The sequence below is a fragment of the Pseudomonas sp. PB103 genome, from assembly GCF_009764635.1.
In the GTDB taxonomy this organism is placed as follows: domain Bacteria; phylum Pseudomonadota; class Gammaproteobacteria; order Pseudomonadales; family Pseudomonadaceae; genus Aquipseudomonas.
Genome location: NZ_RWIL01000139.1, coordinates 17605 through 44238, shown reverse-complemented (window position 1 = coordinate 44238; position 26634 = coordinate 17605). Strand labels below are relative to the sequence as shown.

Sequence of the window (26634 nt, the reverse complement as noted above, 5' to 3'; positions counted from 1 at the left end):
GATCGCAGCCTGCGGCAGCTCCTACACCGATCCATGTAGGAGCTGCCGCAGGCTGCGATCTTTTGATCTTTCCTCAAACCACCTGCTTATCCAGCTTCTTCTCCTGCGCCGTCACCTGCTGGCACAACTCGATCATCTGCTCGCGCATCCAGCGATTCGCCGGGTCCTGATCGGTGCTTTCATGCCAATACAGATGCGTTTCCACTGGCGGCACATCATTCACCGGCAGGTTAAACGCCTGCAGTTCATGCCGCCGGGCAAAGCGCTCCGGCACGGTCATGACCATATCGGTCTGCTGCATCACCTGCGACGCCATCAAATAATGCTGCGAACGCAGGGCGATCTTGCGCTGAATGCCCATTTTGCCCAGCGCCAGATCGACATACCCCAGACCACTGCGCCGGCTGGAAATGTGGATATGCGTCAGCGACAGATAATCATCTAGCGAGAGCTTTTCCTTGGCCGCCATCGGATGCCCCTTGCGCATGGCACACACGTAACGGTCTTCCATCAGCTTGACGTGGCGCACTTGCGGGTCGGTGTTGAGCGGCGCATCCACGGCGAAATCCAGACGCCCGGCGGCCAATTCCTTGGTGGTCTCGCGGCGTTTGGACAAGAAGCTTTCGATGATTACCGTCGGCGCGAGGCGACGCAGGCGCTGGAACAGCGGCGGCAGAATCACTGCCTCGGTGAGGTCGGTCATGCTGATGCGGTAAGTCTTGACCGCCTGCGTCGGGTTGAAAATGCGGCTTTCCTGAACCGACACGCGCAGCAACGACAGCGCATTGCGCACCGGGCCGATGATGTTCTGCGCCATTGGCGTCGGCACCATGCCCTGCGCGGTACGCACGAACAGCGGATCGTTGAAGGTTTCGCGCAACCGCGCCAGGGCGTTGGACACCGCCGGCTGGGTGATGCCGACAATCTGCCCGGCGCGGGTCAGGTTGGCTTCGGTGTAAATCGCGTCGAAGACGATGAAAAGGTTGAGGTCGACCTTACTCAGATTCATAACGCGGCTTCTCTTGTTTTTAAGGGCGGTGTTTAGGGGCTGACGATCAGTGGATCATATATCGGTGATGAATGTTTATACACGCCGAGAATAGGCTAGGTAAATTATCAGCGCTGTTCTAGCATCGATTGCATGGCTTAAACAACCTCTGCTCAAGAACTGCCTTAACCATCGGGAGCTGCTCATGGATTTCGCTTATTCGCCCAAGGTGCAAGAACTGCGTGAGCGCGTAACCGCGTTCATGGACACTTACGTTTACCCGGCCGAAGCCGTGTTCGAGCGCCAGGTTGCCGAAGGCGATCGCTGGCAGCCGACGGCGATCATGGAAGAGCTCAAAGCCCGCGCCAAAGCCGAAGGCCTGTGGAATCTGTTTCTGCCGGAATCGGAACTGGGTGCCGGCCTGACCAACCTCGAATACGCGCCACTGGCGGAAATCATGGGTCGCTCGCTGCTCGGGCCTGAGCCGTTCAACTGCTCGGCGCCGGACACCGGCAACATGGAAGTGCTGGTGCGCTACGCCAACGAAGAGCAGAAACAGCGCTGGCTCGAACCGTTGCTGCGCGGCGAGATCCGTTCGGCGTTCGCCATGACTGAACCGGATGTAGCGTCCTCAGACGCCACCAACATGGCCGCCCGCGCCGTGCGTGACGGCGACGAGTGGGTGATCAACGGTAAAAAATGGTGGACCTCCGGCGCCTGCGATCCACGCTGCAAGATCCTCATCTTCATGGGCCTCAGCGATCCCGATGCGCCACGTCACGCCCAGCACTCGATGATCCTTGTGCCGGTCGACACTCCCGGCGTGAAAATCGTCCGCCCGTTGCCGGTGTTCGGTTACGACGATGCCCCGCACGGCCACGCCGAAGTGCTGTTCGACAACGTGCGTGTGCCGTACGAAAACGTCCTGCTCGGTGAAGGACGCGGCTTTGAAATCGCACAAGGTCGTCTCGGCCCGGGTCGAATTCACCACTGCATGCGTTCAATCGGCATGGCCGAGCGCGCATTGGAATTGATGTGCAAACGTGCGGTGAGCCGTACCGCATTCGGCAAACCGCTGGCGCGTCTTGGCGGCAACGTCGACAAGATTGCCGACTCGCGGATGGAGATCGACATGGCGCGCCTGCTGACGCTGAAAGCGGCGTACATGATGGACACCGTGGGTAACAAAGTGGCGAAAAGCGAAATCGCGCAGATCAAAGTGGTTGCGCCGAACGTCGCGTTGCGGGTGATCGACCGGGCGATCCAGATGCATGGCGGGGCAGGGGTGTCGAATGATTTCCCGCTGGCTTATATGTATGCGATGCAACGGACATTGCGCCTGGCTGATGGCCCGGACGAAGTACACCGCGCGGCGATCGGCAAGTTCGAGATCGGCAAGTATGTGCCGAAGGAGATGCTGCGCAGCGAACGCTGATCCAACACCGCGTTAGCGTTCATCGCTGGCAAGCCAGCTCCCACAGGGACCTCCAGTGAACACAAATTTTGTGAACACCAGAGAAGTCTGTGGGAGCTGGCTTGCCAGCGATGGCGTCAGCAGGTGCAACCCATCAACATCAGACTCAATACACCCAAACCTCAACCCGCCGATTCTTGATCCGCCCCTCATCCGCATTGTTCGCCGCCACCGGCATCAACGCGCCAAAGCCGCGAACCTCACGCAGCACCACGCCGTTCTTCACCAATTCCCGCCGCACGGCCATCGCCCGCAGCTTCGACAGCAGATCCGCCCGCGCCGGGTCGTCCTTGAGATCGCCGAAACCCACCAGCGTCACCGCGCGCTCGGTCTTGTCGTGGCGCTTTATATAGTCGAACACCCGCGCCAGATCCTGACGTGCCTTGTTGTCCAGAGTCGCGCTGCCCTCTTCAAAACGGAAGTTGACTGTCAGACGCTGGGCGTGGCGGCTGAGGGACTGATAACCCTCGGGCATCAGCGCATTCGGCGCCACCGTCATGGCGTGCACGGTCTGACTTATAAATCCGTTGGCCGCCACGATCGTCTGGCCTTGACGACTTTGCGCAAACGTCACCAAAGCCTTCGCCCATGGATTGTTGCTGTCGGGCGGCAGATAGAAGAACAACCGCCGTGACAGCGGATAGTCTTCAGTGGCGATCAGACTGTTGAGCGGCAGCATCGATTGCGACGCGCCGTCGGCAATCGCCACGGCTTTGGCCTGACGCACGTAGGGCAAACCGATAAAACCGATGCCCTGCGGATCGCTGCTCACCGCGTCGGACAATTGCTCGCTGGACTCAAACCGTTTCGCCGCGCTACTGAGACTTTTCCCACGACGACTGAGGACCAGTTCCTTGAATGTGTCGTACGTGCCGGACTGATCATCACGCGCATATAAATGAATCGCACCGCCACGTCCACCGAGGTCTTCCCAGGTTTTCACCTCGCCACTGAAGATCCGCGCCAGTTGTTCGGTGTCCAGTTGCTGCAGCGGATTGTCGGGATGGAGGATGATCGCCAGGCCATCAATGGCGATGACTTGCTCGGCGGCGGGGCTTTTCAGATCGCCCAGCGATTGCAGGCTGAGCAGCTCGCTGTCTTTTATCTCTCGGGAGGAGGCGGCCAGGTCGGCGCTGGCGTTTTTCAACGCGGTGAAACCGGTGCTGGAGCCGTGGGCGGCGACTTCGATGACCACGCGTTTGCCTTGCGCAGTCTGGCCGACAATGCGCTGCTCGTTGGCGGTGTCCGGGGGTTCGCGGTGGATTTTCAGCAGGCCTTGTTCCTGCAGTAAACCTTCAACCAGTGCCGGGCCGAGTTCGGCGCCGATGGTGTTGGAACCTTGAATGCGCAACGCCGGGCCGTCGTCCGGCACCGGCAAACCGGCGGCAGACACCGTCAGCCAGGCGCTCAGCAGAAAAACGAACAGAACACGCAGGGTCATGCCGGCACCGAATCAAGCCAAGGGGATTGCCGGGGAGATTAAGTCAGAAAAGTTACTTGAAGATGACAGCGATCTAAATGTGAAGAGGCTTTTGTGGCGAGGGGATTTATCCCCGATGGTTGGCGAAGCCGACCCAAAACCTGTGAATGCGGTTTAACAGGAAGAATTTGGGGGCGCTTCGCACCCCATCGGGGATAAATCCCCTCGCCACAGGTACTTCTACTGACCACCCAATTTAGGTCATGTGAACACAGAACCCCATAGCCATATGGGGCTCAGGTGTTTCGAGGATCAGGCCAGTTCAAGCCAGATCGGCGCATGGTCGGACGGCTTCTCCATCCCACGCAATTCATAGTCCACGCCCGCAGCCTTTACCCGTGGCAACAAACCGTTCGACGCCAGAATCACATCAATGCGCAACCCGCGTTTCGGCTCGTCCTCAAACCCACGGCTGCGATAGTCGAACCAGCTGAACATGTCGGTCACGTCCGGGTTCAGGTGGCGATAACTGTCCGTCAGGCCCCAGTTTTTCAAACGTGCCATCCACTCGCGTTCTTCCGGCAGGAAGCTGCATTTACCGGTTTTCAGCCAGCGCTTCATGTTGTCCGGGCCGATGCCGATGTCGCAGTCTTCCGGGGAAATGTTTACATCGCCCATCACCACCACGGGCTGTTCGTTGTGGAACTGGCTTTCCAGCAGCGCTTGCAGATCGCTGTAAAAACGCTGCTTGGCGGGGAATTTGGTTGGGTGGTCGCGGCTTTCACCCTGAGGGAAATAGCCGTTCATGATCGTTACTGGTACGCCGTTGGCGTCGGCGAAGGTGCCCCAGATAAAGCGGCGCTGGGCGTCTTCTTCATCGGTGGCGAAACCTTTGTGAATGGCGATCGGTTCCTGGCGCGAGAGCATGGCCACGCCGTAATGACCTTTCTGGCCGTGGAAATACACGTGGTAGCCGAGGGCGCGGACTTCTTCGAGCGGGAACTGGTCGTCGTGGACCTTGGTTTCCTGCAGGCCGATGACGTCCGGCTGGTGTTTTTCGATCAGCGCTGCCAGCTGATGCGGACGGGCGCGCAGTCCGTTGATGTTGAAGGAAACGATCTTCATGGTCGGCAGTCCTGGCAAAAGGGCGATGCTAGCTGACAGGGGGGAAATGGGCCAGTGCGGGGTGGGAGAAATCATTTTTGGCTGTGGGATTGGTGGTGTCTGTACCGGCCTCATCGCTGGCAAGCCAGCTCCCACAGTTTTTTGTGGTGATTGGGGATGTTGTGTCCGACGCGAATCCTGTGGGAGCTGGCTTGCCAGCGATGAGGCCCGCCCGGTCGATGAAGATCCAAGCTTGGTCTATACCTGAGGGGAACTGTCCCACCGCCAACAGGTTCGTACCAACAAGAGCGCCGCCATTTGCACGCGCCCCGGGGAGAATCACCGTCATGCCTGAAACCCAGACCGCCATCGCCGACATTCATATGCTCGACCGCGGTTATTCCCGCGAAGCCCGCTCGCTGCTTTATCAGGCCTACCGCCACGAACCGACCTTCGGCTATCTGTTCGAAGCCGAGCGTCCCGGCTACGAACAGCGCGTGCGTGCCACCGTGCGCGAACTGGTCAAACAGCATTTCCTCCAGGACCTGCCCGCGATCGGCCTGCTGGTCAACGACCGCCTGATCGGTATCGCCCTGATCGCCCCACCGCAACGACGCCTGGGCATCACCGAAAGTTGGGCGTGGCGTTTGCGCATGGTGCTCAGCACCGGTTTCCGTTGCACTCGGCGCTATCTGGAATACCACGATGCCGTTTCCGCTTGCGTGCCGACCGAGTCAGTGCACATGCTGCCGCTATTGGGCATTCATCCGCAGTACCAAGGCAAACACTTTGGCGAACAACTGCTGACTGCCGTACACAACTGGTGCGCGGTCGATGAAACCTCGCAAGGCGTGGTGCTCGACACCGGCAACCCGCGCTACCTGGAATTTTATAAAAGGCAGGGTTACGAGGAGATCGGCGAGGTTGCCGTCGGCCCGGTGCGAGAACACGTATTTTTCCACGCCAACCCGCAGGTGTTACAAACTGCAACAGCATAACAATCGAACTTCTCGGGAAATTTCCTGTTCTATCACGCTCCCAAGCCCGTGATAGCATCCGCGCCTATGAAGTTTCCAGGAAGATTTACCAGTGGCGTGCTCATGCTGTTATCCAGCTGCGCGGCGCTGGCGCAAAGTGAATTGGACGTGCGGATCAAACCGTCCAACGACGAACTCAAGGCCAATATAGAAGGCTATATCGGCAGCCTCGGCGACCGTGACGAAGAAGCCTTGCAGCGCTTCAGTCGCGGTGCCGAAGAGCAGGCGCGCAAAGCCGCGCAGGCGTTGGGCTACTATCAGCCGCAGATCGAAAGTGACGTCAAGGGCGGCGAAAAACCGCGCCTGGTGCTGAACATCGATCCGGGCGAGCCGATTCGCCTGCGCAACGTCACTGTCCGCGTCGACGGCCCGGCGGCCTCCCTCAAATCCTTTCGTGTACCGAAAAGCGACGTGCTGAAATCCGGCGCGGTGCTCAACCATGGGCGTTACGAAGACGCCAAAAGACTTATTCAGAATCAGGCCTCGCGCTTCGGTTTCTTCAGTGGCCATTTCACCAGCCAGAAACTCCTGGTCGACCCGCGCGCGGGTGTCGCCGACGTCGAACTGATCTACGACAGCGGCCCGCGTTATGCGCTGGGCAAAGTCAAATTCGAGGGCGACACGCCGTTCGACGAAGACCTGCTGCAACGCATGGTGCCGTTCAAGGAAGGCGAACCGTACGATTCCGAGCTGATCGCCGAGCTCAACCGCGACCTGCAATCGAGCGGCTATTTTGAAGGCGTGCGCGTCGATGCCGCACCGACTGCCGCGAAAAACGATGTGATCCCGGTCGACGTCAAACTCGACACGCGCAAGCCACGCACCATGGGCCTGGGCCTCGGTTATTCGACTGACGTCGGGCCGCGCATCAAGGCCAACTGGACGCGCCACTGGGTCAACCCGCAAGGCGACAGTTATGGCTGGGAAGCCGAACTGTCGGCGCCGCGACAAAACGTCGGGCTGTTCTACGACATTCCGCTCGACCCGCCACTGACCGACAAACTGCGTTGGGCCGGTGGTTATCAGTTCGAAGACATCGACGGCTCCGATACGCTGAGCAAACTGCTGACCTTCGGCCCGGAATGGCACAGCAAGTTGCCGAGCGGCTGGCAGCGGGTGATCTCGTTGAAATGGCAGCGTGAAGAATACGAACTCGGCGACGACTCCGGCCTGAGCACCTTGCTGATGCCCGGCATCAGTTACTCGTACCTGAAAAGCGACAACCGCATCGACCCGCGCAACGGCTATCGCCTGAGCTTCGAAAGCAAAGTGGCCAAGGAAGGTCTTGGTTCCGACAACAACCTTTTATATGGCACCGCGCTGGTCAAAGGCTTGACCACAGTGTTCGACAAGCACCGCTTCCTCGGACGTGTGCAGGTCGGCGGCAGCGCCACCAACGGCTACAACTCGGTGCCACCGTCGCTGCGTTTCTTCGCCGGTGGCGATCAGAGCGTGCGCGGTTACGACTACCAGAGCCTGTCGCCGAAAAACTCCGAGGGCGATCGCATCGGGGGCCGTTACATGGTCGCCGGTAGCGTCGAATATCAATACTCGATCGCCGAGAAATGGCGCGTGGCGACCTTCGTCGATCAGGGTAATTCCTTCAACAAACTCGAACTGCCGAACCTCAAGACCGGGGTCGGTATTGGTGTGCGCTGGGTCTCGCCGGTCGGGCCGATCCGCCTCGACCTAGCCCACGCACTCGACGACGATGGCGGCATCCGGCTGCACTTTTCCATGGGGCCTGAGCTGTGAAGCGTGGTTTGAAAATTACGGCACTGGCGCTATTGGCGTTGGTCTTGTTGATTGTATTGAGCCTCACTGCCGTGCTCGGCACGCAGGCTGGCAGCCGTTGGGTATTGGGTCTCGTGCCCGGCCTGACGGTAGAGAATTTCCACGGTCGTCTTGGCGGGCAATGGAGTGCCGATCATCTGTTGTGGCAGCAGGACAGCAGCCGGGTGGAGCTGAACCAGGCGATCTTCGCCTGGTCGCCGCTATGCCTGACGCGCATGACCTTGTGCATCGAACAGCTTCAGGCGGATCAGGTTATCCTGCAATTTCCGCCGAGCGAAGAAACCACCGAAAGCGGTCCGATCAAATTGCCGGACCTGCAACTGCCGCTGGCCATCGAACTGGGCGACGTCAAGGTCGGCAGTCTGCTGTTCAACGGCAGCGAACAGCTCAAGGGTTTGCAACTGGCAGCGCACTGGACCGCGCAGGGCATGCAGATTGAAAGCATAAAATTGCAACGCGACGACCTCAGCCTGAACCTGTCCGGAACGCTGCAGCCGTCCGGTAACTGGCCGCTGAACATCGCCGGTGACCTGACATTGCCGTCGCCGGGCACTGGCCCGTGGTCACTGGCGTTGAAGATCGACGGCGACCTGTTGAAAACCCTCAATCTGCACGCCGACAGCCGGGGTTACCTCGACGGCCAGTTGAGCGGCGAATTGCAACCGCTGGCGGAAAACCTCCCGGCCAAAGTGCGCATCACCAGCGATGCGTTCAAACCGAGCGCCGACCTGCCCGACACCCTGCAACTCAATCAATTGCTGCTGACCGGCGAAGGCGACCTGAAAAACGGTTACCAGTTAAACGGCAACGCCACGCTGCCGGCCGATAAAGGCCCGGTGGCGCTGCTGCTCAAAGGCAAAGTCGACGCCAGCGGCGCGCAGATCGCGGGCCTCGACCTCACGGCCAACGACAAACAAAGCCTCAAACTCAGCGGCAGCGTCGATTGGAGCAAGGGCCTCAGCGCCCAGGCCAATATCAATTGGCAGGACTTCCCGTGGCATCGGCTCTACAACGAAATCGACGAGCCTCAAGTCGCCTTGCGTACCTTTAATGGCGAAGTTTCCTACACCGACGGTCAATACCTCGGCAACTTCGCGGCTGCACTCGACGGCCCGGCGGGCGCGTTTACGTTGAGCAGTCCGTTCAGCGGCAGCCTGAAACAGATCGCCTTGCCGCAACTGAAAATGCAAGCCGGGCAGGGCAAGGCCGAAGGTCACGTCAACGTACAGTTCGCCGACGGCATCGCCTGGGACACGGCGCTGGATCTCTCGGCGCTCAACCCGGCGTACTGGGTGGCAGAACTGCCGGGCACATTGGCCGGGCCGCTGAAAAGCCAGGGCGAAATGAAGAACGAACGCCTGAGCCTGACTGCTGACCTCGACTTGAAAGGCAAACTGCGCGGCCAGCCGGCGATCCTCCAGGCCAAGGCCGACGGTGCCGGCGAGCAATGGAACCTGAATGCCCTGCAAATCCGCCTCGGCGACAACAGCATCAGCGGCAAAGGCAGTCTGCAACAGAAGCTCACCGGGCAGATCGACATCAAACTGGCGCGTCTGGCCCAGCTCTGGCCAGAGCTGCGCGGGCAGATCAACGGCCGCGTCGATGTCGCCGGCACGCTGAAAGCACCGCAGGGCAAACTCGGCCTGCAAGGTTCGCAACTGGCGTTCCAGGACAATCGCCTGCAAAGCCTCAACCTCGACGCCACGCTCGACAGTGCGCAACGGGCGAAAATCGACCTCAAGGGCTCCGGCATTCAGGCCGGTGACACCTCGCTGGGCACGCTGACCGCCAGCGCCCAAGGCGACATCAAGAGCCAGAAACTCAGCCTCGACTTGCTCGGGCCGAAGCTGAAACTGGCCCTCGGCCTCGACGGCAATCTGGACAAGGGCAACTGGCGCGGTCGCTTGGCCAACGGCGATATTCAGGCCGGTGGCCAGGACTGGAAACTGCAAAATCCGGCCAAACTCGAACGTCTCGCCGACGGCAAAATCAACTTCGGCGCGCATTGCTGGATGTCCGGCAGTGCCAGCCTGTGTGGTGAAGACCAACGGCTGATGCCGGAGCCGAAACTGCGCTACCACCTCAAGCAATTCCCGATCGAAAGCCTCGCGCAATGGCTGCCGAAAGACTTCGCCTGGCAGGGCAAGCTCAACGCCGACCTGCAACTGGACCTGCCGGCCAGCGGCCCGAACGGCGTGATCAGCGTCGACGCCAGCGGCGGCACCTTGCGCATCAAGGACAAGGATCAGTGGCTGGACTTCCCTTACCAGACGCTGAAACTCACCAGCAAACTGACGCCGAAACGCGTCGACACCGAACTCAATTTCGTCGGCGGCAAACTCGGCGAATTGATGGTGCAGGCGCAACTCAATCCGCTGCCAAAAAACAAGCCGCTGAGCGGCTCGTTCCGTCTCACCGGCCTGGATCTGTCGGTGGCGCGGCCGTTTGTGCCAATGGTCGAGAAACTCACCGGGCGTCTCAACGGCAGCGGCACGATTTCCGGTGGCCTGCTGGCGCCGTTGGTCAACGGCACCGTGCAACTGAGCGACGGCGAAGTGTCCGGCGCCGAGTTGCCGATGGAGTTGCAGAATCTGCAACTCACTGCCGCGATTGCCGGCGAAACGGTGCGTCTGGACGGCGGCTGGAAAAGCGGCAAGAGCGGGCAGGGCAGCCTCAACGGTAACGTCGCCTGGGGCCAGGCATTGGTGGTCGATCTGGCGTTGAAAGGCACGCAACTGCCGGTCACCGTCGAGCCGTACGCCAAGCTGGAAGTGGCGCCGGACCTGAAAATCTCCATGGCTGACGATGAGCTGAAAATTGCCGGCAAAGTGCTGGTGCCCAAAGGCGAAATCACCGTGCGTGAGTTGCCGCCTTCGACGGTGAAAGTCTCTGACGACACGATCATCGTCGGTGCGCAGACTGAACAGGGCAAACCGCCGATGGCCATGAAAATGGACATCGACGTGGCGGTCGGGGACGACAAACTCGCCTTCGCCGGTTTTGGTCTGACTGCCAATGTGCAAGGCCACGTGCACATCGGCGACAACATGGACACCCGTGGCGAGCTGTGGCTGAACGACGGTCGCTACAGCGCCTACGGGCAGCGCCTGTCCGTGCGCCGCGCGCGTTTGCTGTTCGCAGGTCCCATCGATCAACCGTATCTGGACATCGAAGCGATCCGCCAGACCGACGACGTGATCGCCGGTATTCGCCTGAGCGGCAGCGCCGAGCAACCGACCACGCAGATTTTCTCGGAGCCGGCGATGAGTCAGGAACAGGCACTGTCGTATCTGGTCCTCGGCCGTCCGCTGAGCACCAACGGCGAAGACAACAACATGCTCGCGCAAGCGGCGTTGGGGTTGGGTTTGATGGGCAGTTCCGGGGTCACCAGCAGTCTGGCCAAGGATCTGGGGATTCAGGATTTCCAGCTCGACACGGCGGGCAGCGGCGATGCCACCAGCGTGGTGGCCAGCGGCAATATTACCGAGAAGCTCAGTTTGCGTTATGGCGTGGGCGTGTTTGAACCGGCCAGCACCATCGCGTTGCGCTACAAGCTGAGCAAGAAGGTTTACGTCGAAGCGGCCAGTGGCGTCGCGAGTTCCCTGGATATCTTCTACAAACGCGATTTCTAAACCGCGTCATCAATAGCCGGGTCGCGACGCTGCGATCCGGCTTTTGCAGAATGTATTAGACTCACCGCAGTTCGAAAGCTGTGCGGTTTGCGGCTGCCTGAAGAGAACAGGGGGCGCACATGGTCCGCTTGAGTATGGTCTTGCTCGGTCACGAATTCGTCCGCAAGCGTTGGTCTGCGCTGGCGCTGACGGGCGTCCTCTGGGGTGCGGCCGGTGTGGGCATCTTCATCGATGCGCTGGACGGCGTGCTGTATTTCCCGCTGCATATCTTTGGCTATCTGTTGTTGCTCGAAGCGCTGATTCTGCTGCTGGTGCCGGCACCGCAAGCCGGGACCGCTGCGGCCTTGCGCAGAGCGCGAGGACTGGCGTTTCTTTTGCTGGGGCTGCTGATCGTCGACCGGCAACATGCTGCCGGGCTGATTCTGGCTGTGCTGTTTGGCGGGGCTTTCATAATTGATGGGGTCTTTCGGCTGGCGGCTGCGGTGGTGGTGCGCTTTGTCGGCTGGCAAGTGTCGTTGCTGGCGGGATTGTTCGAAATCGGCTTTGGCGTGTTTATCCTCGAACCGTACCCGACGCTGTATAAGGGCACGGTGCCATTCTGCATTGGCATGAGCCTGTTTCTCTCGGGCTGCGCCTTGTTGCGGCAAGCGGTGCGCTTCAAACACCAGCCGCCGCTGACAAGCCCTTTGTCGGTCAGTACGCCGGCCAGCAGCGATGCGTTGGTGATTCATGTCTGGACCCCCAGCGGCACCGTCGATGACACCTTGGTGCGCAACCGACTGCTCAATCGCTACATCGCGGCGGTCGACATCAACGGCGTTATCTCCGCCGGCCATGCGGCACTGGAATGTGGCCCGGACATCTACGTCAGTCATTACCCGCAGGATGACATTGATCGTTCGGCTGGGGATTTCGTGCGCTTGCTGCGGGCGACGCCAAACAACGATGTTGCCGGCCGGTTTCTGCCTGATTATGCGGGGGAGGTGGCTGACTGGTGCCCGTCTTCGGTGCAGGTCAGTTTTGCCCGCTACGATGCCCGGCGACTCAGTGCGTTCTGGGCGGAGTATCGGCAGAACAGCACGTACAACCTGACCAGTCGCAATTGTTCCAGCGCTGTTGCCCATAGCCTCGAAGCGGCCCTTGAAGGAGCGATGAACCGGGGCCATTCGAGCATGCTGGATTTCGCCCGGGTCGTCTTCAGCCCCGAGTTCTGGGTCGCCGCGCAAGTGCGCAAACGCGCCGAGGCAATGGCCTGGACGCCCGGACTGGTGCTCGACTATGCGCGAGCGCTGCATGCGGCCATCGAGCCGGCACCGCCGGGTTGGCACAGCATTTATGCGGTGAGCAAACGCGCCTTTGGGTACGTGGCGACTGCCTTGCGTGGGCGTGAGGTGCATCCAGTGCAACCGCCGCCTGTGCATCCCTCTGACGATTCCTGACCGACGTTCCACCGAGTCGCCCCAATCGCTGGCAAGCCAGCTCCCACAGGTTCCTGCGGTGTGCATGAATTTGTGTACGACACGGACACTGTGGGAGCTGGCTTGCCAGCGATGGCGTCAGGGTGTTCACCGCAATCTCCCAGCCCATTGGTCAACTATTTACAAAGCTTCCTAACTATTTCGTTGACATTCGCTGCCTAGGCAGTAACATCTCGACATACATTCACTGCCTAGGCAGTTATTAGGTAAGCACATGAAGCATTTCACTCCGGACGAATTCAAACACTGCCATCTCGGCCTGTTGCTTGGCCGTGCTGCGCTGCTCAAGGACCGGATCATTGACACCCACATGGAACCCCACGGCATCACCGCCGCGCAGTTCAAGGTGTTGATCATCATGGCCCAGTACGGCGTCGATACCCCGGCCGAGCTGTGCCGGCATCTGTCGCTGGACAGCGGCTCGATGACACGCATGCTCGATCGTCTGGAGCAGAAAGGTTTCCTGGCTCGCCAACGCAGCGAAGGCGATCGCCGTCAGGTGCAACTGACCCTGACCGAGCAAGGCCAGCAATTGGCTGATCGCCTGCCGCACATCGGCGCCGACGCGATGAATGAACTGGCCGGCGCTGTCACTCCGGACGAGTTGAAGACCCTGGAATACATCCTCAAGAAAATCCTGCTGGCCGCCGGTGACCCGATCACCCTCCAGCGCTTAGGTGAACACAATGAGCGGTAAAACCTTGCGCAGCAGCCTGACCCTGGTGCTGTCGGCGATGATCCTCGCCGGTTGCGCCAACTACAGTGGCCTCGACACTCAAGGCAAAAACCTTGAAGCGGCGAGCCTGAAAACCGGCCAATCCCTCAACGGCGTGACCCTGTCGCCCGCCGCGTGGCCAAAAAGCGATTGGTGGACGAGTCTGGGCGATCCGCAACTCGACGGCTTGATCCGCGAAGCCCTGCACGACAGCCCGGACATGCAGATCGCCGCCGCCCGCGCCCATCAGGCCAGCGCCGCTGCGTATGCCTCCGACGCCGCCCGTTATCCGACCCTCGACGCCAGCGCCGGCATCAGCCGTTCGCGTCTGGCCAAGGATCAGGATCCGCTGGGGCAGGGCGATGCCTACGCCACCGTGCGTAACGTCAGCGCCGGCTTCAATTACAACTTCGACCTGTGGGGCGGCCAGCGTGATGCCTGGGAAGCTGCACTCGGTCAGGCCCGCGCCGCTGAAGTCGATCGCCAGGCCGCGCAGTTGACGCTCGCCGCCGACGTCGCTCGTGCCTACAGCGATCTCGGTCAGGCGCACATCGTTTATGACCTGGCCAACGACGACCTCAAGCGCACCAAACAAATGCTCGACCTGAGCCAGCGTCGCCTGAGCTCCGGGATCGACAGCCAGTACCAGTTCCAGCAAACCCAAAGTCTGGAAGCCAGCTCCGAAGCCAGCCTGATCGACGCGGAAAAACGTCTGAACAGCGCCAAGATTGCTTTGGCCGTGCTGCTCGGCAAAGGCCCGGATCGTGGCAACGAAATTGCCCGACCGAAAATCCTGCAAGCCAGCGCTGTTGCCGTGCCGTCGGTATTGCCAGCCGAGCTGCTCGGTCGTCGTCCGGATCTGGTCGCCGCCCGTTGGCGCGTAGAAGCGGCGAGCAAAGACATCGACTCGGCGAAAACCCAGTTCTATCCCAACTTGAACCTGTCGGCCTCGGCCGGTGCCGAATCCTTGTTGGGTGACGCGATGTTCGGTTCGGCCAGTCGCTTCTTCAACATTGCCCCGACCATCTCGGTGCCGATCTTCGACGGCGGACGCCTGCGCGCCAACCTCGATGCGCGCGACGCCGATTACGATCTGGCGGTGGCGCAGTACAACAAAAGCCTGGTGAAGGCACTGGGCGATGTCAGCGACACGATCAACCAGTTGCGTGACATCGGCCGGCAGATCGGTGCGCAGCAGCACGCCACCGACATTGCCCAGGATTCTTACAACACCGTCGTCCAGCGTTACGGTTCCGGCATCGGCAACTACCTGGACGTGCTCAGCATCGAGCAGCAATTGCTGCAGGCCCAGCGTCAACTGGCCACCCTCAATGCCGAGCAGATCGACCTGTCGATTCAACTGATGCAAGCGCTGGGCGGTGGTTTCCAGGGTGACACCCTGACCGCAGCCAACGCCACCCCAGCCACGCCGCACAACTAATTTAAGGTAATTGTCATGGCCACTGCCGAAAACACCCAAGCTCAAGGCAACACCCCGGACACCGGCAACCCGCGCAAACGCAAAGTCATGCTGTTGGTACTGGCCGTTGTGGTTGCACTCGCCTGCGCCGGCGTCTGGGCGTATCACGAGTTCATCGGACGCTTCAATGAAAGCACCGACGACGCCTACGTCAACGGTAACGTCGTCGAAATCACCCCGCTGGTGACCGGCACAGTTGTCAGCATCGGTGCTGACGATGGTGATCTGGTTCACGAAGGTCAGGTGCTGATCAACTTCGACCCGAACGATGCCGAAGTCGGCCTGCAAAGTGCCCAGGCGAAACTGGCGCGCACCGTGCGTCAGGTACGCGGTCTGTACAGCAACGTTGATGGCATGAAAGCCCAGGTCAACGCGCAACAGGCTGAAGTGCAGAAAGCCCAGGACAATTACAACCGCCGGAAAAACCTGGCGCAGGGCGGGGCGATTTCCCAGGAAGAACTGTCCCACGCCCGCGACGACCTGACCTCGGCGCAAAACGCCCTGGCCAACGCCAAACAGCAACTGAAAACCACCAGCGCCCTGGTTGATGACACCGTGGTGTCGTCGCACCCGGACGTGATGTCGGCCGCTGCCGATCTGCGTCAGGCGTACCTGACCAATGCCCGTAGCACCTTGATTGCGCCGGTGACCGGTTATGTCGCCAAACGCACCGTGCAACTCGGTCAGCGTGTGCAACCGGGCACCGCGTTGATGGCGGTGATTCCGCTGGATCAGCTGTGGATCGACGCCAACTTCAAGGAAACCCAACTGCGTGACATGCGCATCGGTCAGCCGGTCGATATCGAATCCGACATCTACGGCAGCGACGTGAAATACAGCGGCACCGTCGACAGCCTCGGCGCTGGCACCGGTAGTGCGTTTGCCTTGCTGCCGGCGCAAAACGCCACGGGTAACTGGATCAAGATTGTTCAGCGTGTACCGGTGCGTATCCACATCAACGCCGAAGAACTGGCCAAGCACCCGCTGCGCGTCGGTCTGTCGACCAACGTTGAAGTGAACCTGCACGACCAGAGCGGCCCGGTGCTGGCGCAGCAGCCACCGCAAAAAGCCTCGTTCAGCACCAACGTCTACGACCGCCAACTGGCCGAAGCCGACGCGATGATTGCGCAGCTGATCCACGACAACAGCGCCGCGGTCAGCAAAACCGCGCAACGCTGATACGTTCCCCTTTGGGAACAGGCTCTGAAGTTCAGGTTTTACCTGTGGCCAAGGGATTTATCTGAGGAAAAGGGATGACCTGTTAATAGGGGATTTATCTGAGGAAAAGGGATTACCTGTTGATAGGGGATTCATTGTGGTGAGGGGATTTATCCCCGATGGGTCGCGTAGCGGCCCCGCTTTTGATTCAGAAAAGACGGGACTGCTGCGCAGTCCATCGGGGATAAATCCCCTCGCCACAATAAATCCCCTCACCTCAATCAATTTTCCAGTCACAGATAGCTTTCATTGCCAAATAAATGCTTGCTCCCACAAAGGGCAGCCGCGTCTGTGACAGACGTAGCGCCAACCCGGTTCCAAAGGATTCGCGATGAGCAATAACGCTTCTTTCACGCCGCCCAGCCTGTTGCTCAGCACCATCGGCCTGTCGCTGGCGACCTTCATGCAAGTGCTCGACACCACCATCGCCAACGTGGCGCTGCCGACGATTTCCGGCAACCTCGGGGTGAGTTCGGAGCAGGGCACCTGGGTGATCACCTCGTTCGCCGTCAGCAACGCGATTGCGCTGCCGCTGACCGGTTGGCTCAGCCGTCGGTTCGGCGAGGTAAAACTGTTTTTGTGGGCGACCATTCTGTTTGTGCTGGCCTCGTTTCTCTGCGGTATCTCGACGTCGATGCCAGAACTGATCGGCTTCCGCGTCCTGCAAGGGCTGGTCGCCGGGCCGTTGTACCCGATGACGCAAACCCTGTTGATCGCGGTCTATCCGCCCGCGAAGCGAGGCATGGCCCTCGCGCTACTGGCGATGGTCACGGTGGTCGCACCGATTGCCGGGCCCATCCTCGGTGGCTGGATTACTGACAGCTACAGCTGGCCGTGGATTTTCTTCATCAACGTGCCGATCGGGATTTTTGCGGTGATGGTCGTGCGTTCGCAATTGGCCAAGCGCCCGGTGGAAACCAGTCGTCAGCCGATGGATTACGTCGGTCTGATCACGCTGATCATTGGCGTCGGTGCGTTGCAGGTGATCCTCGACAAGGGCAATGATCTGGATTGGTTCGAGTCGAACTTCATCATCATCGGCGCGGCGATTTCGGTGGTTGCGTTGGCGGTGTTCGTTATCTGGGAAATGACCGACCAGCACCCGGTGGTCAACCTGCGGCTGTTTGCCTACCGCAACTTCCGCATCGGCACGCTGGTGCTGGTGTTGGGTTACGCCGGGTTCTTCGGCATCAACCTGATCCTGCCGCAGTGGTTGCAGACACAAATGGGCTACACCGCGACCTGGGCCGGTCTGGCCGTGGCGCCGATCGGCATCTTGCCGGTGCTGCTGTCGCCGTTTGTCGGCAAGTACGCGAACAAGTTCGACCTGCGCTTGCTGGCCGGGCTGGCGTTTCTGGCGATTGGCCTGAGCTGCTTTATGCGTGCGGGATTCACTAACGAAGTGGACTTCCAGCACATCGCCTTGGTGCAGCTGTTCATGGGCATCGGCGTGGCGCTGTTCTTCATGCCGACGTTGAGTATCCTGATGTCCGACTTGCCGCCGAACCAGATCGCCGATGGCGCCGGTCTGGCGACTTTCCTGCGGACGTTGGGCGGCAGCTTCGCGGCCTCGCTGACCACGTGGATCTGGATTCGCCGGGCTGACCAGCATCATGCGTACATGAGCGAAAGCATCAGTACATATGAGCCCGCGACGCGGGAGACGTTGAATCATTTAGGCGGCGCGAGCCAATCGGCTTATGCGCAGATGGATCAGATTCTGACCAGCCAGGCGTACATGCTCTCTACCGTGGATTACTTCACGCTGCTGGGCTGGGGCTTTATGGGCTTGATTCTGATTGTGTGGCTGGCCAAACCGCCGTTCGCCGCGAAGGCAGGGCCGGCCGCGTCCGGACATTGAGGCAACACATAACCTGTGGGAGCGGGCTTGCCCGCGATGGCGGATTTTCAGTCAACAGAGATGTTGAATGTGATGGCCTCATCGCGGGCAAGCCCGCTCCCACAGGGATAGCTGTGATCCTTAGGCGCTCGGGGCGGGTGGCGGGGCGAAGTCGAACGGCGCCAAGGCGTAGCCGCTTTCATCCACTTGCAACGCCCAACCCTGTCGATCCCAATCCCCCAGCACAATCCGCTTCGCCGCTTCATCACCGATCTGCAACTTGTGGATCGCCGGGCGATGGGTGTGCCCGTGGATCAGGGTTTTCACCCCGTATTCCTGCATGATCCGCGGAATCTCCTCGGGCGTGACATCGACAATGTCATTGGCCTTCATCCGCGTCTGCGCACGGCTCTCACTGCGCAGCTTGCGCGCCAGTTTATGACGGCTGCTCAGGGGCAGGTTGCGCAGGACAAACAGGGTGATCGGATTACGCAGATAGCGCCGCAGCTTCATATAGCCAACGTCGCGGGTGCAGAGGCTGTCGCCGTGCATCAGCAGCACTGGCTCGCCGTAAAACTGCACGACACTCGGGTCCTTCAACAACGTACAGCCGGCCTGCTTGCAGAAGGCCTTGCCGAGCATGAAGTCGCGATTGCCGTGCATCAGAAAAATCGCCGTGCCGCTGTCGCTTAAATCGCGCAGGGCCTGGCAGATGGAGCGCTGGAAGGGCGTCATGGCGTCGTCGCCAATCCACGCTTCAAAGAAGTCGCCGAGAATGTACAACGCGCTCGCCGAGCGGGCGCGTCCGGCGAGCAAATCCAGAAACGCCCGGGTAATGTCCGGGCGCTCCTCTTCCAGATGCAAGTCTGAAATCAGCAATATCACGCTTCGATGATCTCGGCTTTCTCGATGATCACGTCGTCTGCTGGTACGTCCTGGTGGCCGGACTTCATGGTGGTCGACACGCCTTTGATCTTGTCGACAACGTCGGTGCCGGCAGTCACTTTACCGAATACCGCGTAACCCCAGCCCTGCACGTTCTTGCCGCTGTGGTTGAGGAAAGTGTTGTCAGCCACGTTGATGAAGAACTGCGCGGAAGCCGAATGCGGCTCCATGGTGCGGGCCATGGCAACAGTGTACTTCTCGTTGGAAAGACCGTTGTCAGCTTCGTTCTGGATGCTTGGACGCTTGTCTTTCTTTTCCTTCATGCCTGGCTCGAAACCGCCGCCCTGGATCATGAAGTTACCGATGACGCGGTGGAAAACGGTGTTGGTGTAGTGACCGGCGTTGACGTACTCGATGAAGTTGGCGACGGTGATCGGCGCCTTTTCAGCGTTCAGTTCGATGACGATGTCGCCATGATTGGTGGTCAATTTAACTTGAGTCATGATCGCTACTCTTTAGAGGAATTCGTGGTTTTGGGACATCGAGCCCCCAAACCGGTTCAGCCAGCGTGGGCCAAGGTGCGCAGTTTAGCGTGACAGGCGCGAATTTCGAGGCTGTTTTTCAATTCCCGGCGATAAAAAGCACACCTTTATAGGGCCTGCTCTGTCAGCCCCTTGACAGCATCGGCTATGATAGCGGCTTTGTTTTGTCTGGCCCCTCTGCGGCCGCGCACCTGTAAGTCAAGGATCCTATGAGCAAGCCCACTGTCGACCCTACCTCGAATGCCAAGTCCGGCCCTGCCGTGCCGGTCAATTTCCTGCGGCCGATCATCCAGGCAGACCTGGACTCGGGCAAGCACACGCAGATCGTCACCCGTTTCCCGCCGGAGCCCAACGGCTACCTGCACATCGGCCACGCCAAGTCGATCTGCGTGAACTTCGGCCTGGCCCAGGAGTTCGGCGGCGTCACGCACCTGCGTTTCGACGACACCAACCCGGCCAAGGAAGATCAGGAATACATCGACGCGATCGAAGCCGACGTCAAATGGCTGGGCTTTGAATGGTCCGGCGAAGTGCGCTACGCCTCGCAGTATTTCGACCAGTTGCACGATTGGGCCGTTGAGCTGATCAAGGCCGGCAAGGCCTACGTCGACGACCTGACTCCGGAGCAAGCCAAGGAATACCGTGGCAGCCTGACCGAGCCGGGCAAGAACAGCCCGTTCCGCGACCGTTCGGTTGAAGAGAACCTCGACTGGTTTGCGCGCATGCGTGCCGGTGAGTTCGCCGACGGCGCCCGCGTGCTGCGTGCGAAGATCGACATGGCCTCGCCGAACATGAACCTGCGCGACCCGATCATGTACCGCATCCGCCACGCGCATCACCACCAGACCGGTGACAAGTGGTGCATCTACCCGAACTACGACTTCACCCACGGTCAGTCGGATGCCATCGAAGGCATCACCCACTCGATCTGCACCCTGGAATTCGAAAGCCATCGTCCGCTGTACGAGTGGTTCCTCGACGCCCTGCCAGTGCCGGCGCACCCGCGTCAGTACGAGTTCAGCCGTCTGAACCTCAACTACACCATCACCAGCAAGCGCAAGCTCAAGCAACTGGTCGATGAAAAGCACGTGCATGGCTGGGACGATCCGCGCATGTCCACGCTGTCGGGCTTCCGCCGCCGTGGCTACACGCCGAAATCGATCCGCAACTTCTGCGAAATGGTCGGCACCAACCGTTCCGACGGCGTGGTCGACTTCGGCATGCTCGAATTCAGCATCCGTGACGACCTCGATCACACCGCGCCGCGCGCCATGTGCGTGCTGCGTCCGCTGAAAGTGGTTATCACCAATTACCCGGAAGGCCAGGTCGAGAACCTCGAACTGCCGCGCCACCCGAAAGAAGACATGGGCGTGCGCGCGCTGCCATTCGCCCGGGAAATCTACATCGACCGTGACGATTTCATGGAAGAGCCGCCGAAGGGCTACAAGCGCCTGGAACCGGCCGGTGAAGTGCGTCTGCGCGGCAGCTACGTGATCCGTGCCGACGAAGCGATCAAGGACACCGATGGCAACATCGTTGAACTGCGTTGCTCGTACGACCCGGAAACACTCGGCAAGAACCCTGAAGGCCGCAAGGTCAAAGGCGTGATCCACTGGGTACCGGCTGCGGCCAGCGTCGAGTGCGAAGTGCGTCTGTACGATCGCCTGTTCCGTTCGGCCAACCCTGAGAAGGCTGAAGACAGCGCGAGTTTCCTCGACAACATCAACCCTGATTCGCTGCAGGTACTCACCGGTTGTCGTGCGGAGCCATCGCTTGGCAATGCACAGCCGGAAGACCGTTTCCAGTTCGAGCGCGAAGGCTACTTCGTCGCCGATTTGAAGGACTCGAAACCAGGTCAGCCGGTATTCAACCGTACCGTGACCCTGCGTGATTCGTGGGGCCAGTGATTTCGCGTCAAGGAAATATAAAGTGCTGACGATTTACAACACGCTCACCAAGAGCAAAGAAGTCTTCAAGCCGCTCGATGGCAACAATGTGCGCATGTACGTCTGCGGGATGACCGTGTATGACTACTGCCACATTGGCCACGGCCGCAGCATGGTCGCGTTCGACCTGGTGACCCGCTGGTTGCGGTTCAGCGGTTACAACCTGACCTACGTGCGCAACATCACCGATATTGAAGACAAGATCATCAATCGTGCCCGCGAAAACGGCGAGCCGTACGACGCGCTGACCGAGCGCATGATCACCGCGATGCACGAGGACGAGGCGCGCCTCAACATCCTCAAGCCGGACATGGAACCGCGTGCCACCGATCATATTCCGGGCATGCTGAGCATGATCCAGACCTTGATCGACAAGGGTTACGCCTACGCCCCGGGCAATGGCGACGTGTACTACCGCGTCGCCAAGTTCATGGGCTACGGCAAGCTGTCGCGCAAGAAGATCGAAGACCTGCGCATCGGAGCGCGCATCGAAGTCGACGAAGCCAAGCAGGATCCGCTGGACTTCGTGCTGTGGAAAGCCACCAAGCCCGGCGAGCCGAGCTGGGAATCGCCGTGGGGCGCCGGGCGTCCGGGCTGGCACATCGAGTGCTCGGTGATGTCCACCTGCTGCCTCGGCGAGACCTTCGACATTCATGGCGGCGGCAGCGACCTCGAGTTCCCGCACCACGAAAACGAAATCGCCCAGAGCGAAGCGGCCACTGGCAAGACCTACGCCAACGCGTGGATGCATTGCGGCATGATTCGCATCAATGGCGAGAAGATGTCCAAGTCCTTGAACAACTTCTTCACCATTCGCGACGTGCTGGAAAAGTACCACCCGGAAGTCGTGCGTTACCTGCTGGTGTCGAGCCACTACCGCAGCGCGATCAACTACTCGGAAGATAACCTCAAGGACGCCAAGGGCGCTCTCGAGCGTTTCTACCACGCCTTGAAAGGCTTGCCGACTGTGGCGCCTGCGGGCGGCGAAGCGTTCGTCGAGCGTTTCACTACGGTGATGAACGACGACTTCGGTACGCCGGAAGCGTGCGCTGTGTTGTTTGAGATGGTGCGTGAGATCAACCGTCTGCGTGAGAGCGATCTCGCTGCTGCGGCGGGTCTGGCGGCACGTCTGAAAGAACTGGCGAGCGTGTTGGGCGTGTTGCAGCTTGAGGCCGATGACTTTCTGCAGGCGGGCGCCGAAGGACGTGTCGATGCGGCTGAAGTCGATGCGCTGATTGCGGCGCGTCTGGCAGCACGTGCGGGTAAGGATTGGGCTGAGTCCGATCGTATCCGCGATCAGCTGACGGCGATGGGCGTTGTGTTGGAAGACGGCAAGGGTGGGACTACCTGGCGTCTGGCTGACTGAGATCAGGGACGCGGAGCGTCCCGGGCTGCATTCCCACGCGGAGCGTGGGAACGATCAACAAAACCCGCCTTGTGCGGGTTTTTGTTTGGCCGCGAGAAAAGCCCCTCGCCCTAGCCCTCTCCCAGAGGGAGAGGGGACTGATTGGGGGATATTCAAGAAATACGCCGACTTGAAGGTGCTGCACCGAATCCATAATCGACTGGTTCTTTCAGGTCGATGCATCACGTCAGACACCTCGGTCAGCTCCCTCTCCCTCTGGGAGAGGGCTGGGGTGAGGGTTGCTTTTGACGTTCGCGTAGGTCTTGATGTCGGCAACGCGTTCAGCCGGATGCTGAGCGGCGATGATCATGTAAGGGAAACATCATGGCAAATCACTACCGCGAGCTGCTAACCACACCCGGCGCCACCGGGCTAGTGCTCGCGAGTTCTATCGCCCGCTTGCCACAGGCAATGATCGGCATCGGCATCATCACCATGCTGGTCCAGCAAACCGGCGTCTATTGGCTGGCCGGCGCAGTCGCCGGTACATTCACCCTGGCCAATGCACTGCTCGGCCCGTACATCTCGAGACGGGTCGATCAACATGGCCAGAGCCGCGTGCTACCCGTCGTAACGGCGTTCAGCATTGCCATGTTGCTGACCCTGATCCTTGCGGTTTACATGCGGGCACCGGCCGCACTGCTGTTTGTGCTGGCGGCACTGGCGGGGACGATGCCGAGCATGCCGTCGATGATCCGCGCACGATGGACGCAGTTGTTCCGGGGCAAGCCGCAACTGCACACGGCGTTCTCGCTGGACACGGTCCTCACCGAAATGGCCTACATTATCGGCCCGCCACTGGCGATCGGTTTGAGCGTGAGTTTTTTCGCCGAAGCCGGGCCACTGGTTGCGGTCGGGCTGTTGGCTGTCGGGGTGACAGCATTCCTCCTGCAGCGCCAGACTGAACCCAAGGTTGTCGTGGGCCACGCCAGCCATAGTGGCTCGACCTTGCTGATTCCCGGGGTTCGCACCATTGTCCTCGCGTTGTTGGCGATGGGTGTTATCGGTGGAGCAATCGATGTCGCCGTTGTCGCGTTCGCCAATGCGCAAGGCTGGCCAGCCTCCGCAACCTTCATCCTCGCCGCCTATGCGTTTGGCTCACTGGTCGCGGGACTGACATTCGGTGCGATGAGGGTTTCGCTGGCGATCGAAAAGCAGTTCCTGATCGGGATATTGGTCACGGCGCTTACCGGCGTGTTGCCGATTTTTGCAGCGGACGTTTATGTCCTGTCAGTGACGCTGTTCATCGCCGGCATCTCGTTTGCGCCAACGATGGTCGTGGTCATGAAGCTGGGGACGATCATCATCCCGCCGTCGCGGATCACCGAAGGGCTGACGTGGATGACCACCGGCATCAGCATCGGCGTTGCACTGGGCGGGATGCTGGCGGGGCTGGTCATTGATGCGTGGGGCGCGCGGGCCGGGTTCGGCGTGGCGATTGGCGCGGGGATCATGATGGTGGTTGTTGTGCTGGTGGGGTTGCGCACATTGGAGGCGGCTTCGGCTGTGCAGGTTGAGACAGCCATTTAAAGTCAAAAGATCGCAGCCTTCGGCAGCTCCTACATACGATCCCTGTAGGAGCTGCCGAAGGCTGCGATCTTTTGATCTGCGCTGCTAACCGCCCAACTGCCGCAACCTTTTATAAAGCGTATTCCGACTAACCCCCAACCGCCGCGCCAAATGCGAAATATTACCCCCGGAAGCCTTCAACTCACGATTCAACGCCTCCACATCATTTAGATCAACCCCCAACGGCGCCGAGCACTCCACCGGCTCCATCTCCAGATCGACAAAAAAATCATCCGGCAAATGCTCCGGCCGTACCGGTTGTTCCTCGGCCATCGCCAGCGCCACCTGCATCACGCTGCTGACCTGACGCAAATTGCCCGGCCACGGATGCCGATCAAACAAATCCAACACTTCACGACTCAACCCCGCCCATTGGGTCGGCTCACGATGCTGCTCCCACAGCCGTTTAAACAACGCCTCCTTGTCACTGCGCTCGCGCAGCGGTGGCAGCTCCAGGGTCAAGCCACCAATGCGGTAATACAAATCCTCACGAAACCGGCCCAGTTGCACCTGTTCTCGTAAAGAACGATTGGTCGCCGAGATAATCCGCAAATCCACCGGGAACAACTCACTACTGCCCACCGGCTGCACACAACGCTCCTGCAATACCCGCAGCAACCGCGCCTGAGTCGGCAACGGCATGTCGCCGATTTCATCAAGGAACAGCGTGCCTTTGTCAGCCTTGCGAATCAGGCCGATGCTGCCTTTCTGGTTGGCGCCGGTGAACGCGCCTTTCTCGTAGCCGAACAACTCGGATTCCACCAGTTCGGCGGGAATCGCAGCACAGTTCACGGCGATGAAGGCTTGTTTGCTCCGCGAGCTGGCCTGATGCAGGGCTTTGACGAAGACTTCTTTGCCGACCCCGGTTTCGCCATGAATCAGCAACGGAATGTCTTTCTCCAGCAACCGTTCCGCTTGCCGCACGGCTTTTTCCACGCGACTGTCGCCGAAGTGCAGGGTGTTGAGGCTGATGGCGGTGGGCGCAACGTTTTTGGGTTCATCAGCAAAAACGCGCGGTTGAATCGACGCCTGTTTCGGCCGCTTCAACAAACATTGAAAACGGTTGCGCCCGGAGGTCTGTAAGGCAAACGGCATCCCGTCGGGCTGATTGATCAACTCCAACAGAGAGACCTTGAACAAACTTTCAACGCTGACTCGCGAGAGGCGAACACCCAGCAAATTATCCGCCCGCCGATTGGCCGACAGCACCTGTCCGCTCTCATCAAAAATCAACAACCCGGCCCACTGGCTGTCGAGGTTGTTCAGTCCGGTGTTGAAGGTCAGTTGAAAGTGCTGGCCATGAAACAGGTTAAGGATCAGCCGGTTCTCCACGGTCTGGCTCATCATCTTGACCATGCCCAAGGTGTGCGAGGGCGGCAGGTAGCTGTCGCTGGACACGTCGAGCACTGCAATCACCTTGCGCTCGGCGTCGAAAATCGGCGCGGCGGAACCGGTCATGAAACGGTTGGCTTTCAGAAAATGTTCGTCGTGTTCGATATGTACCGCCTGCTCACAGGCCAGCGCTGTGCCGATCGCGTTGGTGCCGCTGCAGCGCTCCATCCAGCTCGCCCCGGCCTGAAACCCCCGGGCCAGATTCGGTTCGATAAAGCGTTGCGTGCCCCACGAGGTCAGCACCTGGCCCTGATTGTCGGCGAGCATGATCAGGCAGTTGGAGTTGCTGAGGATGTTTTCGTAATAGGGCAGGACTTCCTGATGCGTGGTCTGCACCAGTGAATGATGGCTGTCGAGCAGATGCGTGATGCCGGCGGCGGGCAGTTGATCGAAGGCCGGCGTGCTCTGGTGGTCGAGACCGAACGCGCGGCAACGTTGCCAGGAATTCTGGACGATCGCGTCGTGGGACAGCGGCGGGGCAGGTGCGGCCATGGCAGTCAGCCTCTGATGCAGCATTCTTATTATTGTTATTCGATCCCCTGTTGGAGCTGCCGCAGGCTGCGATCTTTTGATCCTGTTTTTTGACAATCAAGATCAAAAGATCGCAGCCTGCGGCAGCTCCTACAGGGGGATCGGTTCGCAAAAAGCGTTCATAGAGTGTTGTTCACTATTGTTCATTGTCAATCGGCCAACTGTTCAAATGTGTTCAGCAATG

General features: G+C 60.0%; 18 protein-coding genes. 12 read left to right on the top strand and 6 right to left on the bottom strand.

What is annotated here, in order from left to right; all coding sequences use genetic code 11:
• Positions 1–73 precede the first annotated feature (73 nt).
• On the bottom strand, positions 74–1009 hold the full coding sequence (locus tag EJA70_RS25460) for a LysR family transcriptional regulator (protein ID WP_158834407.1): 936 nt from the start codon (positions 1007–1009) through the stop codon (positions 74–76).
• Positions 1010–1193: 184 nt separating this feature from the next.
• Between EJA70_RS25460 and EJA70_RS25455 the strand changes: the two genes are divergently transcribed.
• Positions 1194–2423 (top strand): acyl-CoA dehydrogenase, encoded by a 1230-nt coding sequence (locus EJA70_RS25455; protein WP_158834405.1) that lies wholly within the window; start codon positions 1194–1196, stop codon positions 2421–2423.
• Between the two features lie 145 nt (positions 2424–2568).
• On the opposite strand, the gene EJA70_RS25450 is transcribed toward EJA70_RS25455, so the two are convergent.
• Together EJA70_RS25450 and xthA are read right to left on the bottom strand one after the other, a co-directional pair.
• Entirely contained in the window at positions 2569–3903 is a 1335-nt protein-coding gene (locus EJA70_RS25450) for a substrate-binding domain-containing protein (RefSeq protein WP_158834403.1), read from the bottom strand.
• Between the two features lie 291 nt (positions 3904–4194).
• The gene (gene xthA / locus EJA70_RS25445) at positions 4195–5007 is read right to left on the bottom strand and encodes an exodeoxyribonuclease III (protein WP_158834401.1); all 813 of its coding nucleotides are present in this window, start codon (positions 5005–5007) and stop codon (positions 4195–4197) included.
• 326 nt (positions 5008–5333) lie between these two features.
• On the opposite strand from xthA, the gene EJA70_RS25440 reads away from it, so the two are divergent.
• From EJA70_RS25440 to EJA70_RS25405, 8 genes are all read left to right on the top strand, one after another.
• Complete coding sequence (locus tag EJA70_RS25440; RefSeq protein ID WP_008082105.1) at positions 5334–5984, top strand: N-acetyltransferase; 651 nt, start codon at positions 5334–5336, stop codon at positions 5982–5984.
• 66 nt (positions 5985–6050) lie between these two features.
• Positions 6051–7778, top strand: coding sequence for an autotransporter assembly complex family protein (locus tag EJA70_RS25435; RefSeq protein ID WP_045123153.1), 1728 nt, complete (start codon positions 6051–6053; stop codon positions 7776–7778).
• A complete protein-coding gene (locus EJA70_RS25430; protein ID WP_158834399.1) occupies positions 7775–11449 on the top strand; it encodes a translocation/assembly module TamB domain-containing protein in 3675 nt (1224 codons plus the stop codon). Before EJA70_RS25435 ends, EJA70_RS25430 begins: the two co-directional genes overlap by 4 nt.
• 119 nt (positions 11450–11568) lie before the next feature.
• A complete protein-coding gene (locus tag EJA70_RS25425; RefSeq protein WP_158834397.1) occupies positions 11569–12888 on the top strand; it encodes a DUF308 domain-containing protein in 1320 nt (439 codons plus the stop codon).
• Positions 12889–13141: 253 nt separating this feature from the next.
• Entirely contained in the window at positions 13142–13624 is a 483-nt protein-coding gene (locus EJA70_RS25420; RefSeq protein WP_008082119.1) for a MarR family winged helix-turn-helix transcriptional regulator, read from the top strand.
• On the top strand, positions 13614–15083 hold the full coding sequence (locus tag EJA70_RS25415; protein WP_158834395.1) for an efflux transporter outer membrane subunit: 1470 nt from the start codon (positions 13614–13616) through the stop codon (positions 15081–15083). The genes EJA70_RS25420 and EJA70_RS25415 overlap by 11 nt, the downstream gene beginning before the upstream one ends.
• A gap of 15 nt (positions 15084–15098) precedes the next feature.
• Positions 15099–16301 carry an efflux RND transporter periplasmic adaptor subunit gene (locus tag EJA70_RS25410; protein ID WP_008082123.1) on the top strand — a complete coding sequence of 401 codons (1203 nt, stop codon included), beginning with the start codon at positions 15099–15101 and terminating at the stop codon, positions 16299–16301.
• A gap of 370 nt (positions 16302–16671) precedes the next feature.
• Positions 16672–18201, top strand: a complete 1530-nt coding sequence (locus EJA70_RS25405; RefSeq protein WP_158834393.1) for a DHA2 family efflux MFS transporter permease subunit — start codon at positions 16672–16674, stop codon at positions 18199–18201.
• Between the two features lie 120 nt (positions 18202–18321).
• Here EJA70_RS25405 and lpxH read toward each other — a convergent pair whose 3' ends face one another.
• Together lpxH and EJA70_RS25395 are read right to left on the bottom strand one after the other, a co-directional pair.
• A complete protein-coding gene (lpxH, locus tag EJA70_RS25400) occupies positions 18322–19065 on the bottom strand; it encodes a UDP-2,3-diacylglucosamine diphosphatase (RefSeq protein WP_158834391.1) in 744 nt (247 codons plus the stop codon).
• Positions 19062–19568 carry a peptidylprolyl isomerase gene (locus EJA70_RS25395; RefSeq protein WP_158834389.1) on the bottom strand — a complete coding sequence of 169 codons (507 nt, stop codon included), beginning with the start codon at positions 19566–19568 and terminating at the stop codon, positions 19062–19064. The genes lpxH and EJA70_RS25395 overlap by 4 nt, the downstream gene beginning before the upstream one ends.
• A gap of 248 nt (positions 19569–19816) precedes the next feature.
• Between EJA70_RS25395 and EJA70_RS25390 the strand changes: the two genes are divergently transcribed.
• The 3 genes from EJA70_RS25390 (at position 19817) to EJA70_RS25380 (ending at position 24488) form a co-directional block, all read left to right on the top strand.
• Positions 19817–21514: a glutamine--tRNA ligase/YqeY domain fusion protein gene (locus EJA70_RS25390; RefSeq protein WP_158834387.1), complete on the top strand. Its 1698-nt coding sequence runs from the start codon at positions 19817–19819 to the stop codon at positions 21512–21514.
• 22 nt (positions 21515–21536) lie between these two features.
• Entirely contained in the window at positions 21537–22919 is a 1383-nt protein-coding gene (gene cysS, locus EJA70_RS25385) for a cysteine--tRNA ligase (protein WP_158834385.1), read from the top strand.
• Between the two features lie 363 nt (positions 22920–23282).
• Positions 23283–24488: an MFS transporter gene (locus EJA70_RS25380; RefSeq protein WP_158834383.1), complete on the top strand. Its 1206-nt coding sequence runs from the start codon at positions 23283–23285 to the stop codon at positions 24486–24488.
• 84 nt (positions 24489–24572) lie between these two features.
• On the opposite strand, the gene EJA70_RS25375 is transcribed toward EJA70_RS25380, so the two are convergent.
• Entirely contained in the window at positions 24573–26411 is a 1839-nt protein-coding gene (locus EJA70_RS25375; RefSeq protein WP_158834381.1) for a sigma-54-dependent Fis family transcriptional regulator, read from the bottom strand.
• Positions 26412–26634 lie beyond the last annotated feature (223 nt).

Coding starts and splice junctions, on each gene's coding strand:
- EJA70_RS25460 (WP_158834407.1), bottom strand. CDS start 1,009: ATGAATCTGAGTAAGGTCGACCTCAACCTTTTCATCGTCTTCGACGCG.
- EJA70_RS25455 (WP_158834405.1), top strand. CDS start 1,194: ATGGATTTCGCTTATTCGCCCAAGGTGCAAGAACTGCGTGAGCGCGTA.
- EJA70_RS25450 (WP_158834403.1), bottom strand. CDS start 3,903: ATGACCCTGCGTGTTCTGTTCGTTTTTCTGCTGAGCGCCTGGCTGACG.
- xthA (WP_158834401.1), bottom strand. CDS start 5,007: ATGAAGATCGTTTCCTTCAACATCAACGGACTGCGCGCCCGTCCGCAT.
- EJA70_RS25440 (WP_008082105.1), top strand. CDS start 5,334: ATGCCTGAAACCCAGACCGCCATCGCCGACATTCATATGCTCGACCGC.
- EJA70_RS25435 (WP_045123153.1), top strand. CDS start 6,051: ATGAAGTTTCCAGGAAGATTTACCAGTGGCGTGCTCATGCTGTTATCC.
- EJA70_RS25425 (WP_158834397.1), top strand. CDS start 11,569: ATGGTCCGCTTGAGTATGGTCTTGCTCGGTCACGAATTCGTCCGCAAG.
- EJA70_RS25420 (WP_008082119.1), top strand. CDS start 13,142: ATGAAGCATTTCACTCCGGACGAATTCAAACACTGCCATCTCGGCCTG.
- EJA70_RS25415 (WP_158834395.1), top strand. CDS start 13,614: ATGAGCGGTAAAACCTTGCGCAGCAGCCTGACCCTGGTGCTGTCGGCG.
- EJA70_RS25410 (WP_008082123.1), top strand. CDS start 15,099: ATGGCCACTGCCGAAAACACCCAAGCTCAAGGCAACACCCCGGACACC.
- EJA70_RS25405 (WP_158834393.1), top strand. CDS start 16,672: ATGAGCAATAACGCTTCTTTCACGCCGCCCAGCCTGTTGCTCAGCACC.
- EJA70_RS25395 (WP_158834389.1), bottom strand. CDS start 19,568: ATGACTCAAGTTAAATTGACCACCAATCATGGCGACATCGTCATCGAA.
- EJA70_RS25390 (WP_158834387.1), top strand. CDS start 19,817: ATGAGCAAGCCCACTGTCGACCCTACCTCGAATGCCAAGTCCGGCCCT.
- EJA70_RS25380 (WP_158834383.1), top strand. CDS start 23,283: ATGGCAAATCACTACCGCGAGCTGCTAACCACACCCGGCGCCACCGGG.
- EJA70_RS25375 (WP_158834381.1), bottom strand. CDS start 26,411: ATGGCCGCACCTGCCCCGCCGCTGTCCCACGACGCGATCGTCCAGAAT.